17 protein-coding genes are annotated in these 16,821 nt (G+C 44.2%); 11 read left to right on the top strand and 6 right to left on the bottom strand.

The window, feature by feature from the left end; translation table 11 throughout:
• Positions 1–170 precede the first annotated feature (170 nt).
• The 5 genes from ACJA3J_RS19615 (at position 171) to ACJA3J_RS19595 (ending at position 5,654) form a co-directional block, all read left to right on the top strand.
• A complete protein-coding gene (locus tag ACJA3J_RS19615) occupies positions 171–1,835 on the top strand; it encodes an ABC1 kinase family protein (protein ID WP_406945059.1) in 1,665 nt (554 codons plus the stop codon).
• Positions 1,832–2,140: a phasin family protein gene (locus ACJA3J_RS19610; RefSeq protein WP_089653560.1), complete on the top strand. Its 309-nt coding sequence runs from the start codon at positions 1,832–1,834 to the stop codon at positions 2,138–2,140. The genes ACJA3J_RS19615 and ACJA3J_RS19610 overlap by 4 nt, the downstream gene beginning before the upstream one ends.
• Positions 2,141–2,454: 314 nt before the next feature.
• Positions 2,455–3,153, top strand: coding sequence for a cytochrome c oxidase subunit II (gene coxB / locus ACJA3J_RS19605; RefSeq protein ID WP_089653557.1), 699 nt, complete (start codon positions 2,455–2,457; stop codon positions 3,151–3,153).
• 24 nt (positions 3,154–3,177) lie between these two features.
• Positions 3,178–5,085 carry a cytochrome c oxidase subunit I gene (gene ctaD / locus ACJA3J_RS19600; RefSeq protein ID WP_406945058.1) on the top strand — a complete coding sequence of 636 codons (1,908 nt, stop codon included), beginning with the start codon at positions 3,178–3,180 and terminating at the stop codon, positions 5,083–5,085.
• The gene (locus tag ACJA3J_RS19595) at positions 5,082–5,654 is read left to right on the top strand and encodes a cytochrome c oxidase subunit 3 (RefSeq protein WP_406945057.1); all 573 of its coding nucleotides are present in this window, start codon (positions 5,082–5,084) and stop codon (positions 5,652–5,654) included. The genes ctaD and ACJA3J_RS19595 overlap by 4 nt, the downstream gene beginning before the upstream one ends.
• A 750-nt stretch (positions 5,655–6,404) precedes the next feature.
• Here the strand turns inward: ACJA3J_RS19595 and ACJA3J_RS19590 are convergent.
• Positions 6,405–7,121 (bottom strand): TIGR02206 family membrane protein, encoded by a 717-nt coding sequence (locus tag ACJA3J_RS19590; RefSeq protein WP_406945056.1) that lies wholly within the window; start codon positions 7,119–7,121, stop codon positions 6,405–6,407.
• A 73-nt stretch (positions 7,122–7,194) separates the two neighbouring features.
• Here ACJA3J_RS19590 and ACJA3J_RS19585 point away from each other — a divergent pair, with 73 nt between their 5' ends.
• The 4 genes from ACJA3J_RS19585 (at position 7,195) to ACJA3J_RS19570 (ending at position 10,313) form a co-directional block, all read left to right on the top strand.
• The gene (locus ACJA3J_RS19585; RefSeq protein ID WP_406945055.1) at positions 7,195–7,413 is read left to right on the top strand and encodes a uracil-DNA glycosylase; all 219 of its coding nucleotides are present in this window, start codon (positions 7,195–7,197) and stop codon (positions 7,411–7,413) included.
• Between the two features lie 129 nt (positions 7,414–7,542).
• Entirely contained in the window at positions 7,543–8,886 is a 1,344-nt protein-coding gene (locus ACJA3J_RS19580; protein WP_406945054.1) for a sodium-dependent transporter, read from the top strand.
• A 746-nt stretch (positions 8,887–9,632) separates the two neighbouring features.
• Positions 9,633–9,932 carry a YwdI family protein gene (locus ACJA3J_RS19575; protein WP_406945053.1) on the top strand — a complete coding sequence of 100 codons (300 nt, stop codon included), beginning with the start codon at positions 9,633–9,635 and terminating at the stop codon, positions 9,930–9,932.
• 12 nt (positions 9,933–9,944) lie between these two features.
• Entirely contained in the window at positions 9,945–10,313 is a 369-nt protein-coding gene (locus ACJA3J_RS19570) for a DUF423 domain-containing protein (RefSeq protein WP_406945052.1), read from the top strand.
• A gap of 2 nt (positions 10,314–10,315) precedes the next feature.
• Here ACJA3J_RS19570 and ACJA3J_RS19565 read toward each other — a convergent pair whose 3' ends face one another.
• The 4 genes from ACJA3J_RS19565 to hemQ form a co-directional block, all read right to left on the bottom strand.
• A complete protein-coding gene (locus tag ACJA3J_RS19565; protein ID WP_115823551.1) occupies positions 10,316–10,564 on the bottom strand; it encodes a hypothetical protein in 249 nt (82 codons plus the stop codon).
• Positions 10,565–10,653: 89 nt separating this feature from the next.
• The gene (gene gerQ / locus ACJA3J_RS19560) at positions 10,654–11,109 is read right to left on the bottom strand and encodes a spore coat protein GerQ (RefSeq protein WP_406946334.1); all 456 of its coding nucleotides are present in this window, start codon (positions 11,107–11,109) and stop codon (positions 10,654–10,656) included.
• Between the two features lie 81 nt (positions 11,110–11,190).
• Positions 11,191–11,613 (bottom strand): cell wall hydrolase, encoded by a 423-nt coding sequence (locus ACJA3J_RS19555; RefSeq protein WP_089654939.1) that lies wholly within the window; start codon positions 11,611–11,613, stop codon positions 11,191–11,193.
• A gap of 763 nt (positions 11,614–12,376) precedes the next feature.
• Positions 12,377–13,114: a hydrogen peroxide-dependent heme synthase gene (gene hemQ / locus ACJA3J_RS19550; protein ID WP_406946333.1), complete on the bottom strand. Its 738-nt coding sequence runs from the start codon at positions 13,112–13,114 to the stop codon at positions 12,377–12,379.
• 256 nt (positions 13,115–13,370) lie between these two features.
• Here hemQ and pta point away from each other — a divergent pair, with 256 nt between their 5' ends.
• Positions 13,371–14,342: a phosphate acetyltransferase gene (pta, locus tag ACJA3J_RS19545; RefSeq protein ID WP_089654941.1), complete on the top strand. Its 972-nt coding sequence runs from the start codon at positions 13,371–13,373 to the stop codon at positions 14,340–14,342.
• A gap of 103 nt (positions 14,343–14,445) precedes the next feature.
• On the opposite strand, the gene ACJA3J_RS19540 is transcribed toward pta, so the two are convergent.
• Positions 14,446–15,288: a biotin/lipoate A/B protein ligase family protein gene (locus ACJA3J_RS19540; RefSeq protein ID WP_406945051.1), complete on the bottom strand. Its 843-nt coding sequence runs from the start codon at positions 15,286–15,288 to the stop codon at positions 14,446–14,448.
• A gap of 232 nt (positions 15,289–15,520) precedes the next feature.
• Here ACJA3J_RS19540 and ACJA3J_RS19535 point away from each other — a divergent pair, with 232 nt between their 5' ends.
• Positions 15,521–16,816 carry an HD domain-containing protein gene (locus tag ACJA3J_RS19535; RefSeq protein ID WP_406945050.1) on the top strand — a complete coding sequence of 432 codons (1,296 nt, stop codon included), beginning with the start codon at positions 15,521–15,523 and terminating at the stop codon, positions 16,814–16,816.
• The last annotated feature ends 5 nt before the right edge of the window (positions 16,817–16,821 follow it).

The following is a 16,821-nucleotide window of genomic DNA, read 5'->3' as shown; positions in this document are numbered from 1 at the left end:
AATATTCTAAAAAATTAGAATAGTCATTTCGTATGGAGTTTCGGAACCCGAAACAAATAATTTGAGTAAAAAGTTTTAGGTCTATTTTCCTTAAGGGCTTAAAAATTTTCATGATTGACGAGAATAAGAGAAGGGAAGAATAAAGTACAGAAGTATGGAGGGGGAGGAAAATGGGAAAACGGTTGAAATACATATCTATATACAGAATTTCTATCATCGTCTGGATGGCGTTGAAATTTCTTATACAAATTTTCTGGTTTGAAAAAAGACACCGGATCTGGGATCAGGATACAAAACGGAAATGGGAGGAGATGCTGGCAGGGCAAGCGGAAGAGTATCGGAAAAAGGCGGTCTTGTTAGGTGGTCTTCTGATCAAATTCGGGCAATTCTTAAGCTCAAGAGGAGATTTATTGCCACAGTCGTTCATTAAAGAATTAGAGGGACTCGTCGACAGAGTCGAACCGGTTCCTTTCCAGTATTCTAAACAGACCATAGAGGAAGATTGGAATGCATCCCTCGATGAACACCTTTCAGACATCAATGAAAATTCCGTTGCTTCAGCTTCTATCGGAGAAGTCTATAAAGCTCATTTAAAAGACGGTACACCCGTAGCGGTCAAAGTCCAACGATACCGGGTTCGCGATACATTCCGGATGGACTTCAAAGCATTGAAAATTGTATTTTGGATGCTGGATAAGCTTACTGTTTACGGAAAAAAAGCAGATTTGCCCGCTTTGTATCGGGAAGTCGTCCGAGTGATCAGCAACGAATTGGATTTCACCATGGAGCTTGAAAACGGTAATCATTTCAAAAAGAGGTTTGCAGATTTTGATGATGTTTACATTCCTGATTATTATTCAGATTTATCGACGAAACGTGTCCTTGTCATGGAATGGATTGAAGGAACAAAAATTACGGACTTATCTTTTATTAAAAATCATGGCATCGACCGGGAAGGAATCGCTCGGACGTTGTTTGATTTGTGTGTCGAACAGTTTCTATATGCAGGAATGTTCCACTCCGATCCTCACCCCGGAAATCTGATGTTAAAAGAAGATGGTACGGTGGTTGTGATCGATTTCGGGATGGTCGGGGAAATCAAAAATGAAGATGCGAATTCAATCCGGAAAATGATTCAAGGCTTCATATTAGATGATTACGACAGAGTGATTGAATCGCTGCAGGAAATGGATTTCTTACTTCCTGATGCGGATACAGAAAAAGTGAAGAAACTGTTGAAGCAGACGACGGACATGTACTTGGATGGGAACTTTGACAAGTTGGATGCGCATATGATGAATGATATGCTGGGCGATTTGCAAGAGTTTGTGAAAGAACAGCCGATTCAGCTCCCTGCCGATTATGCCTTTTTGGGACGTGCGACTTCAATCATCGTAGGGGTTCTCACAAGTGTGTATCCTCAAATCGATTTAATCCGGTGGGGCAGACCAGTGATCAAAGAATGGATGTCAGGAGAAGCTTCCAGTTTTTCTCTATATAAAGAAATCGCGAAAGAGACAGCTCGACCGCTCCTTTCCTTACCGAGAGCATTGGTCGAGTATCTCGAAGATGGAGATAAAGAGAGGGAATGGAAGAGTTATCATCAAAAAAACCATTTATTTCATCAATACTATTTATTTTATACGTTCTTTTCTCTCGTCATCGCAGGAATCGGTGCAGCCGCTTTATATTACACATTCATCGTTCCTGTCCTTCCGACTGTATGGATCGGGGGTGTCCTATCAGGAGTCGGTGTACTTGGGTTTCTCGTAAGTTCGTTCAATCATTTGAGGATGTTAAAACGCATCCATCACAATAGGAGGAATGAAGGATGAGTGATTTATTGAAGAAAGGATTCCATCTTGGTTTAGGCGCTGCCATCAGTGGCAAGGAACGTTTTGAAAAAATGGTCAACGAAATGGTGAAGCGCGGGGAAATCAGCCCTTCACAAGCAAAGACAATGGTCAACAATTGGATGAACCAATGGATTTCCAAAGGACAAAGCAAAGACAAAGAATGGAATGAACAAGCGAAAGCCAGATTCCAGGATCAAATGAAAGAACTGGGCTTCGTTTCAAAAGAAGAATATGAAAAGCTAGAAGCCCGCATCGAAAGGCTTGAAAATCTTCATGGAAGATAACAAATAAGCCCCCGTATCTGATTCCATCAGAAACGGGGGCTTTTCCTTGCTATATTATTGAACAAAAATTTGCGAATATTGGATGGATTGTAGAAGACTCTGTTTCGAGACTATTGTGTAGAAGATGGGGCGTCGGGGAATGGCTCGCTTTCCCGACCACCATTCCCTCACACAAACATCTAAACGAAGTCTTAAAGATAAGGTGCTTTTGTGGGAGGAAAAGAAGGAGTTTTGTTCTGTAAGGATTAGGTAATAGAGCATTACTAGACAGTCCTATAACTACAGATATCCAACTGGACGGGAGGGAAGAGTCGGTGAAGAAACTAGTTTTGTTCTTTTTCGTAATCGCTTTCTTATCTGGGTGCCAAATGAGAGTTCTTAATCCAAAAAGCGATACAGCTGATACATTGACGAACTTAATCTATCTTAGTTTCGGCATTATGATGCTTGTGCTGATCGTCGTATTTGTTTTATTCGTCGCCTTTCTTAGGAAGTTTCGGGAAAGAGGGAAGGCGAAATTCGATATTCCCCCAGATGAGAAGGAGAACAAATGGCTGGAAATCACATGGACGCTCGTTCCTCTTTTATTGATTGCAATCTTAGCTGTTCCGACGGTAAAGGCTACATATGATTTAACCTCGAAAGTGTCAGGTTCAGCAGAAGGATCTCAGGGAGACGCCATGACCGTTGAAGTGGTAGGCCAGCAATTTAACTGGAAGTTCACTTATGAGAACGGAAAAGAATCTTATGATGAGCTCGTTTTACCTGTAGATCAGGAAGTAGAATTCCGCCTCACTTCTAATGATGTCATCCATTCCTTCTGGATTCCGAATTTATCAGGGAAAATTGATGTTCTCCCTGGTGAAGAGACAAGGTTATCGTTTGAGCCACGTGAAGAGGGGACATATCAGGGGAAATGCGCAGAATTTTGTGGAGCGGAGCATACTTTGATGAGGTTTGAAACGAAAGTGGTGAGTCAGGAAGCATTTGAAAGCTGGTTGGAAAAAGAATAAACATGGGGAGAAGAGGTGAATGGGATGTATGTACCTTTCGTAGGGGAAGTACCTTCAGATATCGTTGTGGCCTGGATTGTATCCATTCTGTTGGGTGCCGCCTTATTATGGTGGATGACAACGAGAAAGAAATGGCCATTGGTTTGGGATTACATAACAACTACAGACAATCGGAAAATTGGAACGATGTACATTTTTCTTGCTATGGTTTTCTTTATCCGTGGCGGCATCGACGCGATGTTCATCAGGACGCAGCTGGCCATACCGGAAAATGATTTCTGGGTCTTCCAATCTCAAAAGTATAATGAAGTTTTTACGACGCACGGGACAGTGATGATTTTTTTCGTTGCCATGCCTCTTTTGATTGGCTTGATGAATATTGCTGTGCCTCTTCAGTTGGGGGCCAATGACCTTGCTTTTCCTTATTTGAATTCGATCAGCTTTTGGTTGTTTGTATCCGGCGGCATCATTTTCAATATGGCCTTTTTCTTCAATGCTGCCCCGAACGCAGGGTGGACATCCTATGCTCCACTCGCCACAGATACATTTACCACAGGCCCAAATAACAACTATTACATATTCGGTCTTCAAGTCTCAGGCCTTGGTACCATTTTTACTGCGATCAATATGATTGTCACCATCATCCGTCTTCGTGCGCCAGGGATGAAGATGACAAGGATGCCCTTATTCTCCTGGGCTACCCTCGTTACATCTTTTCTTATCCTGATTGCTTTTCCGGTCTTAACGGTAGCCCTATTGTTATTGATGTTCGACCGGATTTATGGAACGAGCTTCTTTCTTGGGGAATACGGCGATCCTGTGTACTGGCAGCACTTATTTTGGATTTTCGGTCACCCAGAAGTGTACATTTTGATCCTTCCTGCCTTCGGTATCTTTTCTGATGTGATTTCCACATTTTCAAGGAAAAGAGTGTATGGGTACACATCCATGGTCATTGCGATTGCTTTAATCGGACTTCTAGGGTTTATGGTATGGGCGCATCACATGTTTACAGTTGGACTAGGGGCTCTGGCCAATTCGGTCTTTGCCATCACTACGATGTTAATTGCCGTTCCGACCGGGATCAAGGTATTCAACTGGTTGTTTACGATGCGAAAAGGGGTTGTCCGGATTACGACTCCTATGCTGTTTTCATTAGGGTTCATTCCTACATTCGTCATTGGAGGAGTGACAGGTGTCATGCTCGCTGTAGCAGCGGCTGACTACCAGTATCATGATTCATATTTCGTCGTGGCCCATTTTCACTATACGATGATTGGTGGAACGATTCTTGGGGCATTTGCAGGCATTTATTATTGGTACCCGAAAATGACAGGGAAGATGCTTGATGAAAAACTAGGCAAATGGCATTTCTGGCTTTTCATCATCGGTTTTCATTTGACGTTCATGCCCCAGCACTTTGCTGGATTAAACGGGATGCCACGCCGCGTGTACACCTACACGTGGGAAGATGGTGTATTCCTATTGAATTTCGTCAGTACGATTGGAGCATTTTTGATGGGGGCGAGTATGCTTATTGTCTTATTGAATTTATATAAGACTCACCGTCTTACCGACCCCGTGGGTGCCGATCCGTGGGATGGGCGGACTCTGGAATGGACCGTCGGATCCCCAGCGCCTGAGCATCCTTTCCAACCTATTCCAAAAATAAATTCCATCGATCCTTACTGGTACAGCAAAGTGGAGAGAAAGAAGCTTCCAGAATCCGATGAGCCAAGACCTTCTCCAATCGCTATTCAAACGGTCGCTCCCGTCCTGCTAGCGGGTGTCTTGATTGTCATGAGTATCGGCTTTATATATGGATGGGTTTGGATACAGGTAATGGGTGGAATCGCTGCGCTAGGTTTCTTCATCTACCGTGTGTTTAATGATGAAAGGAAAGCTGTGTACCGAAAGGAGGAAGAATCATGAAACAGACATCAGAGGTTTTATTCAATGACAAACGACTCGGTTTCTTCCTCTATTTAGTCGTTGAAGCCATCATGTTTGCGACGTTGTTCGCCACCTATATCCTTTACACCCCTTCACCGCGGGGAGCCGATCCTACAGAAGTCTACGAGCTGCGAACCGTCGTATTGACATCCGTTTTCCTTCTTTCAAGCAGCGGTACCTTACTAATAGCGGAGAGTGGGTTGGGAAATTGGAATCGTCTCAAGATCTGGATCGGACTGGGGACGACTTTCCTGCTCGGGAGCATTTTTATGGGATTGGAAGTTCATGAGTTCTACAAGTACTGGAGTGAAGGCTACACCCTTACGATGAACAATTTCCTCGCTTCCTTTTATGTACTTGTTGGACTTCATGCGTCACACGTTGCGTTTGGGCTGGTGTGGATGATTCTTTTGATGGTCCAGTTCAAGCAGACGATGCCGAAGTCCTTGTTCATAGAAAAGCAAAAAATCTTCAATTATTACTGGCATTTCGTCGATGTCATCTGGGTACTGATCATTCTAATCGTATACGCACCCTATCTATTGTGATATCGAATCATTTCTTGTAGATAAGCTCCCTTTTCTGGAAGACTCAGTTTCGAGATGTTTCCAGGGTTCGTTGCATGGTTGAGCGTTAGGGGTGGCTGGGAAGCAACTCGCTTTCCTGTGGGGGAGTGGCGAGCCTCCTCGGGCTAACCGCCCTGCGGGATCTCGCCTATCTCCTTTCTCCCACGGGAGTCTCGCAGCTTCCCAACCACCCCATTCCATGTGAAAGAGATACGAACCCCTATACCGAGAGTGGATGTCTTCCAATCATCATGGGATGTAGGTAGAACCGCCCTATATCAGCAATAGGGAAATAAATACCTGGCACAGGTGCTCCAATTAAAAACCTACATCCAGTTGGAAATGAGATGATTCTTGAAGTGGTTTCGAGAGACTAATACGGCAAAAGGGGCGGAGGGGAATGGGGAGACTCCTACTTTAAGTGTGCAGGCGCCTCGATCAGCGGCGTATGGACAAGCCTTGAGCTGGCGGAGATAAAGGAAACACGAAGGACGGAGTGATTCGATGTTGACTTATCGTACAGAAGCGAGGGAAGTCTCACTAGCCGCTAGGCGCCGAAACCGGATATAGAAGAGGAAAAAAGTGATTGGTGAGACCCCACAGGACGCAGTCCGAGGAGGCTAACCTCGCTCCCACGGAAAGCGAGTCATTCCCCGCAGCCCCCATCCACTCTACAAAAGTCTCGAAACTGAGTCTTCAAGAATCCTGCCCTTATATTGAATAACAAGGGGACTACCTAGTTTTTTTGATGAGCTTGTAAAGGAAATACATAAGGGAAAAAACAAAAAGTGCTGTTAAAACTAGACTGATATAATACATAGCACCTTCCCCCATCCAGTCAAGAGGGGTACCTGCAATGGGAGGTCCATTCAAATACAAATAATTGGTCTCGAAGTAAATATTGAAAATGAAGATGAACACACTGTAAATGATCAAATAGAAGAATGTTTCCAACAAGTCTTTTCCTTTAATCGTGACTTTTGTCGATATGATTAAAAAAAGACTGGTCCAGGAGATGGCCATGTGATGCACAAAAAACTTCCAAAAGCGGAAGTGCTCATATCCATGAGGGATATCGGGAGTGATCAAGGCAATGGCTGCGGGCAGAATACCTATAAAAAAAGTGATCTTAATCAGTTTAGGGTGATAGGTAATGAGCGCGGCAACACCTAATAAAGAAGCGATCCCGCATAAATGGAGGGGGAGGTGGCTCCCTTCCATCCAGAGACCGTGCATGATTGTCCATGTTTGATAGCTGATTTCCGATATAATTAACAGAAATAATAGACTGTAGCGCACAATGTTATGCAGTACGCTGGAATTTTTCAAGGTTTGATGCATCAAAAGGATTACTAAAGAAACAACCAAGTAAATAGAGAGCATCCATGTATGGCTGGTACCGAATGTAGTAAAAGTTTGGTCAATTTGTTCACTAAACCATGCTTCCATAATAGCCTCCTAGAGAACGGGCTTTAGCTGTGCTATGATTCTACCATATCATTTGGCAGGAGAGAGGGTCGATATGAAAAAGGTCAACTGCTTCCGTTGCAAGCATTTTCGTACAACATGGAACCCAGCTTTTCCGAGAGCGTGCGAGGCTTACGGGTTCAAAACGAAAGAAATACCTTCTGCATTCGTTTTGAAATCTACAGGCACAGAATGCTTGCAATTTGCTGAAAAGAAGCAAATAAAGAAGAATAATCAATCTGGAACTTCTTCCATGATCGATTACCGACTGTAAATTAAATGAAATTTCAGAATATGTATTTACACTCGCTCATTCTATGGTATGCTGATGAATATTTCACTAAGCCGAATAAAAAAAGAGAGCGGCTGAATTAGATGAATGAGTGAGAGGAGTGTAGTGAGTATGGCGAGAGAACAGTGGGGGACGAAGCTGGGCTTTATGCTTGCCGCAATGGGGTCAGCTGTCGGACTAGGAAATATATGGAGGTTCTCCTTCGTAGCAGGTAATAATGGCGGAGGCGCCTTTTTAATCTTGTATTTATTATTCGTACTTTTAATTGGAGTACCCCTGTTATTGACTGAAGTCAGTATCGGAAGGAAAGCGCAAAGTGATGTTGTGGGTTCATTTCAGAAGTTGGCTCCTAAGACGCCTTGGTATTTGACGGGATTCTTTGGTATTGCCAGTGCTTTCTTAATTTTAGGGTTTTATGCTGTGGTAGCTGGATGGGCGATCTTTTATTTCTGGAATTATATTAATGGATCATTCTTTACTTCGCCTGAAGTTGGTTATGAAGGGGCGTTTGGCCAATTTATCAGCCACTCTTGGCATCCGATTGCCTGGACAGCACTATTCATGATCTTAACCATTGTGATTGTGTTGAGTGGTGTTAAGAAAGGGATTGAAGCAGCAAACAAAATTTTCATGCCATTGCTTGCCATCATTTTGATCGGTCTTGCGTTCTTCAGTCTTTCCCTGGAGGGAGCTTCAGAAGGTTTGAAATTTTTGTTCCAACCTGATTGGACAGCGTTTAGTAAACCGTCCATTTATATAGCAGCCCTGGGTCAAGCCTTTTTCTCCTTGAGCCTTGGAATGGGAGCCATGTTGACGTACGGCAGTTATTTGAAAAAAGAAAACAAACTGCCGAGTGCGACGCTTGGGATCGGCATCATGGATACATTTTTCGCCATCATCTCAGGTGTTGTGATTTTTCCGGCTGTGTTTGCGTTTGGAATTGATCCAAGTTCAGGCCCGCCACTTGTGTTCATTACACTTCCAAGTATTTTTGAGCAGATGCCATTTGGAGGAATCATCGGACTGGTGTTCTTCTTCGCCTTAATTCTGGCATCCTTATCATCATCTGTATCTATACTGGAAGTACCGACAGCTTACTTTATGAGAGCTTTCGGTTGGACGCGTTTTGCCACGAGTGTGTTGGTGGGCTCCATTATGTTTGTACTCGGAATTGGCGTTTCCCTTGGCTTTGGCTTATGGTCCGGCGTCACCCCGATTGGAGACTTGAATATTCTCGACTCAATGGATTATATCGCCTCCAACATCTTGCTTCCACTTGGAGGTCTGTCTATGGCCCTTCTTGTAGGATGGTACTTCAAGAAATCCGAAGCATTGGAAGCCACCGATATGAAAAAAGGGCTGCTTGGCAACGTATGGTTTACAATCGTTAAGTTCATTGCCCCAGTCATGATTGTTTTGATCTTCTTAAACCAAATCGGTGTCATCTCTCTATAAATTTAGAACCCAAGAACCCCGACCATTTGTCGGGGTTCTTTTTTACATGTTGGAATTTTTAGAGTGGATATTAAAGATATGGCAGGTTTGTTGAAGACTCGATTTCGAGACTTTTTGGGGTTCGTTTGCCTTGTTGAGCGTTAGGGGGTGGCTGGGAAGCTACTCGCTTTCCTGTGGGGGAGTGGCAAGCTTCCTGGGAATTCGTCCTGCGGGATCTCGCCTATCTTCTTTCTCCCACGGGAGTCTCGCAGCTTCCCAACCACCCCCTTTACTGTGGGAGGGGGACTTCCACTATCCTTGTGTTATATGCATAAAGCGCTACATAACAAGCTTTCCGCACCCAGAATAGAGTGCCTTCAAGTTCGTACCCTCCATTAAATCTGTGCATAAAAGCAGCTTATTCTGGAAGTGGTTTCGAGACACTTATATGGCAAAGGGGCGGAGGGAAACGGTGAGACTCCTATGGGACGTGTGGGACAGGTGAGACCCCGGAAGGCGTAGCCTGAGGAGGCTCACCGACCGCCCCATGGAAAGCGAACCTTTTCCCGCAGTCCCTAAACTCACACAAAAGTCTCGAAAGTGATTCTTCCAGAAAAGGGAGCTTATCTGGAATAGTGGGTAATTGAATTCAGCGAGGTAACTTTTTAACATTTGTTGAAACTGCTGGAGAGAAAAGGACAGGGGAGAGGGGAACGTGTTAAACTACGACAGAGAACCATCTTATATCGAAAAGGAGAAAACGATCTATGGCAATTACCAACAAAACGGTCTTGAAAAAGATGTCCAGTGAGATACAGGAAGCGATGCTGCAGCATGGAAATGAGCAAAAAGTGAGGGAGCATGTGCGTTCTGTGAAATTGCTTGCTGACTTACTGTTAGAGGAAGATACCAGTCCGCAAAGTTCACCGGCTGCGGTCCAAGAACCAACAGTCGAAGAAATTAGCAAGATGATGGGAGCAGGCAACCCTGAGCCCGTCCAGAAAGAGGATAAAGAAACGAAAATTGACCATGATGAAGCCAATGGGTCTTCTATTTTCGATTTTTAAGGGGGAGAAAAAATGAAGCTTTTTTTAATTTTAGCCGTAATCAATGGATTTTTATCCGTCGCTTTAGGTGCGTTCGGTGCTCATGGACTTGAAGGCAAGGTCTCCGAAAAAGGACTGGATCAATGGGGGAAAGCCGTTGATTATCAAATGTTCCATACGATGGCTTTATTTGTCACAGCTCTATTGATGAGCAAAATCCAGACCGGTGCGATGACAGGTGCAGGTTGGTTTTTCTTAATTGGAATCCTGCTTTTTTCCGGAAGTCTTTACATCTATGCTACGTCTGGAATCAAAGTGTTTGCTATGATCACTCCACTCGGAGGTCTGTCATTTTTGATCGGCTGGATTTTGCTGGGTTACGCTGTCATTAAATCTATTTAATACTAAAAGTAAAGGATCGTCGTGAAAAACAGAAGAATGACCGCCCTAACCAGTTGAATGATGGCATTCACTTTTTGCTGGCGTTTCATCTCGACCATACCTTCTAGGGCAAAGCTCGCCGCTAGAACATAAAACATGAGTAAGATGATCCATTGGTGTTCGAGCTGGAATAAACCGACCACGGCAAGAACTACAGCTAACAAAAGGGCACCTAACTGGGCTCTCTGGTAACTCTCATATGGAGGTCGCATTTGTACACCCTTTTCTTTTGGCGTATAGCCAGTAATTTTGAATATGGAAATGAAAAACTCGCTACCGAAATAGCGAGTTTTTTGCTTCATTAGCGGGGTTGATAATTGCCCATTCCCTGTCCGCCGCCATACGGGTAGTTATAGTTGATTTCTTCGTCGAATGTAATGTAATCAAGATAGACCATCAAGAGTAAATAACGTTTCCCTGTTTGAGGATCGCTGAGAATGATATGGTCTCTTCCTGCGGCTTCAACGATTCCTTTGAAAACTTTGGCGTTCCACTGGTCGTTGTTTTCAAAAGTCATATACACTGTGGCAGGTTTTCCTGCATTCAACCGTAAAATGTTTTCAATGTATGATTCTTCGGAAGGAAGCATATTCGGAGGGTTTACTCCTTTTGATTGGGCTTGCTGCATTTGCGGCACTTGTAGACCACCTTGCTGACCTTGCGGCGGCTGGGTTCCTTGGATTGGCATCTGTGCACTTGGGTAGTATTGCATATACGGGTTTTGGCCGTAATAGGGGGAGGATTGGCTGCCGTACATCGGCTGTCCTTGACCTTGCCCCTGACCCTGTCCGCCCATTTGCGGTTTCTTTTGTGCCAATTGAATCACTCCTTATTGGAATTAATAAACACTAGGACAGTCAGACCGAATCGGAGAATAGAAGCAGTGGGATTTGAACCTGCCCGTATTCCATTGGCCGAACCATTGAGCTGGACAGTCTCCAGAAGGCTTGAAAAACCAAAGTGAATTTGTGGCAGGGTGGAACCGCTCACCGTTGATCGTCCTTCTTGCAAGCCGTTTGTCTTTTTCCCGTGCCCTTTGGTAGAAGTATCCCTTTTGAGTAGCCTCAAAGCCGCCGGGACTCTGGAACACCATCTTACGAATCGTATCGATCTCCGTAAAATCGATGCAATTCCCTCGCACACGGTTGACTCCTGTATTTCCGACCATAAGCATGCCTAGTTTACCTTCTCCTTCAGCCTCTGCTCTCATAAGCCTCGCTAATAATTTGACATCGGCCTGATTGAAGGGGACAACAGCCATGCGGTCACCTCACTTTAATAAAGGCATGATTGCATGTTCTTTAACACTATATGTTGGACGCCTATGGAGATATGATTAAAAATATTTTCTGATGGACAACAAAAAGGACTTCCCAAGAAGGGATAGTCCTTTTACTGTTCCTAAACAATATGGCAGGATTGTGGGAGACTTGATTTCGAGATGTTTGTGGGATTCTAGGGGCTCCGGGAAAAGGTTCGCTTTCCGTGGGCGAGTGATGAGCCTCCTCGAGCTAACGCTCTGCGGGGTCTCATCTACCACGCACTTCCCACAGGAGTCTCACCGTTTCCCTCCGCCCCTTTACCATATGAGCTTCTCGAGATCCCCCTACCAGTAACCTGCCGAGCTCTGAAATAAAGGCATATTCACCCACGCCGTTATAGAGTCTTTTTAACCATTCTGCACGAATAAGGCGTGGGAGCAGGGTCTGGGAAACGTCCGCATGAAAAACGAATGGAGACACGAACGTGGGTGTTTTTCTCCTGACTGAACCAAAACACCGCAAATCATCGTTTCCCTGACCCCGTATCCATGGCCAGGAATGGTCATTTATTATTTCAACTAGGCAAGGCTTCCTTTAAGGATGCGTGGTATGTGCTCCTTGCTCTCCCATGGAAAGCGAGTCATCCCCCTCAGCCCCTATCCACTTAACAAAAGTCTCGAAACTGAGTCTTCCATAAACGGGAGCGTTAGTGAAAGAAAGGGGATATAAAAAAGCTGCCAGATCATCTGGCAGCTTTCTTATTTATACTTGTAAAAATTGTTCGACAGCATCTGGCTTGAGGATGTTTCCGATATAGAAAGATCCGAAATCGCCATAACGTGAAGTTACTTCATCAAAGCGCATTTCATAAACGAGCTTTTTGAATTGAAGAACATCATGAGCAAATAGTGTAACGCCCCATTCCCAGTCATCAAAACCGATGGAACCGGTAATGATCTGACGGATCTTGCCGGCGTATTGACGGCCTGTCATCCCGTGGGCATACATGAGTTTGGCACGTTCATCTTTTTCAAGGACATACCAGTTGTCATTTCCTTGCCTGCGCTTGTCCATCGGATAGAAGCAAATGTGGTTCCACTTCGGAAGGGTAGGGCGTAAGCGTGCCTGAATTTCAGGATCATCCTCATTCGTACTCCCCATGTAATTGGAAAGCTCAACGACAGAGACATACGAATAGGAAGGCTTCGTGAATTCTGCCAGCTTGGATTTATTGAAGGCCGTTTCAATTTCGTTCAGCTCTTCCATTGTCGGACGTAAAATCATCATCATGAAATCTGCTTTTTGACCGACAATTGTATATAAAGCATGACTACCTTCTTTGCTGCGTTCTGTTTCTTCCCATTGACCGATCAATTCTTTGAATTCATTGATCGCTTCTTCACGGTCTTCGTTTGATGCATACTTCCATGCTGTCCAGTCGACAGAACGAAAATCATGCAGACAATACCAACCGTCCATGGTAACTACTGCTTCTGGCATGGGATCGATCGCTCCTTTTACATTGAAGTATTGTACTAATAAAACATCCTCCATAAATATAACACATTTACATTTGGATAGATAACGATGCGGGTATGACAAAAGAGTGAACAGTTGGAGAAGTATCATCTGTAGAGAAATAGGGTAAAGTTATAAAATGAAATCGCTTCAAACGGAAAACTTGATTCGAACCACTTTCATTTGAACACAAAAGGTCTTATCATGTATAACAGAATGAAAAAATGGAGGGTTAATCATGAGTAACCTATTTGATACTTTGAAGTCTAAAATTGATGGAAAAGGCAAGAAAGTCGTATTTCCAGAAGCATTAGATGAAAGAATCCTAACAGCAGTGAGTCAATTGGGTGCTGACGGAATGTTGACACCTGTATTAGTCGGTAATAAAGAAAAAGTAGAACAGAAAGCATCTGAATTGAATGTAGATATTTCCGCTGCAGAAATTCTTGATCCTGCAAACTACGATGAGTTTGATGAAATGGTCGCAAGCTTTGTCGAGCGCCGTAAAGGAAAAGCGACAGAAGAAAAAGCACGTGAAATCCTGCAGGGCGGAAATTACTTCGGTACAATGCTTGTCTACATGGGTAAAGCAGACGGGCTTGTCAGTGGTGCCGCTCACTCTACAGCAGACACTGTGCGTCCAGCTCTTCAAATCATTAAAACGAAGCCCGGTATTAAGAAAACTTCTGGCGTGTTCATCATGGTCCGTGATGAAGAGAAATATGTATTTGCTGACTGTGCTATCAACATCAACCCTGACAGCCAGGACTTAGCAGAGATCGCTTTGGCAAGTGCAGAAACAGCCCAGCTATTCGATATCCATCCAAAAGTCGCTATGTTAAGCTTCTCAACGAAAGGGTCCGCCCAGTCCCCTGAAACGGAGAAAGTGACACAAGCACTTGAGATTGCCCAAGAACAAAACAAAGATCTATTAATTGATGGCGAATTCCAGTTTGATGCGGCGTTCGTGCCATCTGTAGCTGAGAAAAAAGCTCCGGATTCTCCACTAATGGGTGAAGCGAACACGTTCGTATTCCCAAGCCTTGAAGCAGGAAACATCGGTTATAAAATTGCCCAGCGCCTGGGTAACTTTGACGCCGTCGGTCCGATTCTGCAAGGTTTGAACCAGCCGGTAAACGATCTATCCCGCGGCTGTAATTCTGATGACGTGTACAAGCTCGCCATCATCACTGCTGCTCAAGCTCTATAAAGAAGTGAAAAAGCTCGCGGACAACGTCCAGCGAGCTTTTTTACTCAAACCCGGAGAAGAATCGCTCAAACCCGGAGAAGAAATAGAAAAGCGCTCGACAACCTTATTCCAGGTTGTCGAGCGCTTTTTCGTTTCGTTTGATCATTTGCTCAAACCGCTTATGAAACCAGTCGATTTCGTCCCCTTCTAAAGCATGGGTGACAAGGTGACCCGAGAGTTCATGTAGTTTCATCAATATACGGTCACGTACGTCGGCAACACTGAGGTTAGTGCCCAGTAATTCGTTTAAAGATGCCATGACGCTTGGATCGATATCAGGATAGCTGAAGCGGGTCTCTTCGTCGCGTTTGCCCAGTTCATAAAACCGCTTCAAAAGCGCCGCACGTTCTGCGCCGCTTCCACTTACGTCAAGATAGATCTGTACAGCGGAACCGTTTTTAACCCGGCGTTGTGAGATGCCGGCGAATTTTTTGCCATTGATACTCAAATCATATGTCCCTGGACAATAGGATTGGGTGATTTCATAAGCTTCAATGCCGTTCGTCAAATCGGAAAAGAGTTGGCGGATAAACGAAACCATCGCCTCATAACCGTCATGGATATTTACCTGTTTAGAATCAGGGAAGATGAGGGAAAGGTTCAAAACACCGTCATCCAACACGACGGCGAGACCACCGGAATTACGGACGATCACATTGTAACCGTTCGACTTCAAATGTTGGATGGCTTGTTTTATATAAGGAAGGCGGGCATCCGGAATCCCGAGTACAATCGTATCGTGGTGGACCCAGAGTCTTGCCGTTGTCGGGCTCATACGTTCACCGACACTTATGGATAACGCATCGTCCATAGCAAAAGACTGTAAAGCCGAAAATCCAGGGCCTAAATTGCTTTGGTCGATGAAGCGATACGTTTCTGGTTTTAATAATGGATGTAGTTCATTCATAGCATTCGTTCTCCTTTTCGGTAGCAACGTCCATTATACCAAAACTCGCCTCTTGCATGAATGGAAGATCGATTGTAAAATTCTCTGATGGATAAAAAATCATATCGAAAGTTAGAGCGCTTATAGACAGGTTTCTCGGAGAACACCTGTCAATTTCTGTCTGTCAAGATGTTTTTTTGTCGGAATTTAAGGTATATAATAGATAAAAATGTCGTGTAGAAAGGACAAACTGATGGCCTATCGTGATGAGAAGTTAAGTGAAGAAAAGGTTTTTAAAGACCCCGTACATCGTTATGTCCACGTTCGAGAACGGGTGATTTGGGATTTGATCGGGACCGCTGAATTTCAGAGGCTCCGTAGAATCAAACAGCTCGGCACATCTTATTTGACGTTCCATGGAGCTGAACACAGCCGTTTCAACCACTCTTTAGGTGTTTATGAAATCGTGAGAAGGATCATCGAGAACTTCAAGGACCGTCCGAACTGGAATCAGGAGGAGCGGTTGCTTTGTCTTTGTGCTGCGCTATTGCATGATCTTGGTCATGGACCTTTTTCGCATTCCTTTGAAAAAGTGTTCAAGCTGGATCACGAAGATTTCACTCAGGCAATCTTACTTGGAGATACCGAAGTGAACAAGGTACTCAGCAAAGTGGAAAAAGGCTTTCCTAAAAAAGTATCCGACGTTATTAATAAGACGTATGAAAACAAGCTCGTCGTCAGCTTGATATCCAGTCAAATTGATGCGGACCGAATGGATTACTTGCAGCGGGATGCTTATTTCACAGGAGTCAGCTATGGTCATTTCGACATGGAAAGAATTCTTCGAGTGATGCGGCCGATGGAAGATCAGGTCGTTGTCAAAGAGAGTGGCATGCATGCCGTCGAAGATTATATTATGAGTCGTTACCAAATGTACTGGCAGGTGTATTTCCATCCTGTAACGAGAAGTGCAGAAGTCATTTTAACTAAAATTCTCCACCGTGCGAAGGAACTGTACGAAGAAGGGTACAACTTTGAGCTGAAACCGGTGCATTTTCTGTCCTTCTTTTCTGGTGAGCCTACCCTTGAAGAATATTTGGCGCTGGATGAAGCGGTCGTTCTCTACTATTTCCAGACGTGGATGAAAGAAGAAGACGCGGTACTGAGTGATTTATGTCAGCGTTTCGTAAACCGTAAACTTTTCAAATATATCGAGTTCAATCCGAATTCCCAGATGAATGAATGGATGGAACTCTATAAACTGTTCACTAAAGCTGGTTTGAACCCTGATTATTATTTAGTCGTCGACTCAAGTTCGGACCTTCCGTATGACTTTTATCGCCCGGGTGAAGAAGGGGAGAGGCTGCCCATTCACCTTCTGCAGCCAAATGACGAGTTGAAGGAACTGTCCAGGCTTTCCGATATTGTCGAATCGATTTCGGGAAAAAAACGGACGGATCATAAATTGTACATTCCTCTTGATCGCCTCGAGGAAATGTCGAATCGAAGTAAAACGAAGAAGCGGATTATGGAAATTTTGTTTGGATAAGGAGT

The sequence above is a fragment of the Halobacillus sp. SY10 genome (genome assembly GCF_045401165.1).
Classification (GTDB): Bacteria; Bacillota; Bacilli; order Bacillales; family Halobacillaceae; genus Halobacillus; species Halobacillus aidingensis.
This window is presented reverse-complemented; position numbering and strand designations above follow the sequence as displayed.

What these genes read in the sequence shown, in the direction of transcription:
- ACJA3J_RS19595 (WP_406945057.1), top strand. Translation starts at nt 5,082, where the DNA reads ATGAAACAGACATCAGAGGTTTTATTCAATGACAAACGACTCGGTTTC.
- pta (WP_089654941.1), top strand. Translation starts at nt 13,371, where the DNA reads ATGAGTAACCTATTTGATACTTTGAAGTCTAAAATTGATGGAAAAGGC.
- ACJA3J_RS19565 (WP_115823551.1), bottom strand. Translation starts at nt 10,564, where the DNA reads ATGCGACCTCCATATGAGAGTTACCAGAGAGCCCAGTTAGGTGCCCTT.
- ACJA3J_RS19585 (WP_406945055.1), top strand. Translation starts at nt 7,195, where the DNA reads ATGAAAAAGGTCAACTGCTTCCGTTGCAAGCATTTTCGTACAACATGG.
- ACJA3J_RS19615 (WP_406945059.1), top strand. Translation starts at nt 171, where the DNA reads ATGGGAAAACGGTTGAAATACATATCTATATACAGAATTTCTATCATC.
- ctaD (WP_406945058.1), top strand. Translation starts at nt 3,178, where the DNA reads ATGTATGTACCTTTCGTAGGGGAAGTACCTTCAGATATCGTTGTGGCC.
- hemQ (WP_406946333.1), bottom strand. Translation starts at nt 13,114, where the DNA reads ATGCCAGAAGCAGTAGTTACCATGGACGGTTGGTATTGTCTGCATGAT.
- ACJA3J_RS19570 (WP_406945052.1), top strand. Translation starts at nt 9,945, where the DNA reads ATGAAGCTTTTTTTAATTTTAGCCGTAATCAATGGATTTTTATCCGTC.
- gerQ (WP_406946334.1), bottom strand. Translation starts at nt 11,109, where the DNA reads ATGTACGGCAGCCAATCCTCCCCCTATTACGGCCAAAACCCGTATATG.
- ACJA3J_RS19555 (WP_089654939.1), bottom strand. Translation starts at nt 11,613, where the DNA reads ATGGCTGTTGTCCCCTTCAATCAGGCCGATGTCAAATTATTAGCGAGG.
- ACJA3J_RS19540 (WP_406945051.1), bottom strand. Translation starts at nt 15,288, where the DNA reads ATGAATGAACTACATCCATTATTAAAACCAGAAACGTATCGCTTCATC.
- ACJA3J_RS19535 (WP_406945050.1), top strand. Translation starts at nt 15,521, where the DNA reads ATGGCCTATCGTGATGAGAAGTTAAGTGAAGAAAAGGTTTTTAAAGAC.
- ACJA3J_RS19575 (WP_406945053.1), top strand. Translation starts at nt 9,633, where the DNA reads ATGGCAATTACCAACAAAACGGTCTTGAAAAAGATGTCCAGTGAGATA.
- ACJA3J_RS19590 (WP_406945056.1), bottom strand. Translation starts at nt 7,121, where the DNA reads ATGGAAGCATGGTTTAGTGAACAAATTGACCAAACTTTTACTACATTC.
- ACJA3J_RS19580 (WP_406945054.1), top strand. Translation starts at nt 7,543, where the DNA reads ATGGCGAGAGAACAGTGGGGGACGAAGCTGGGCTTTATGCTTGCCGCA.
- ACJA3J_RS19610 (WP_089653560.1), top strand. Translation starts at nt 1,832, where the DNA reads ATGAGTGATTTATTGAAGAAAGGATTCCATCTTGGTTTAGGCGCTGCC.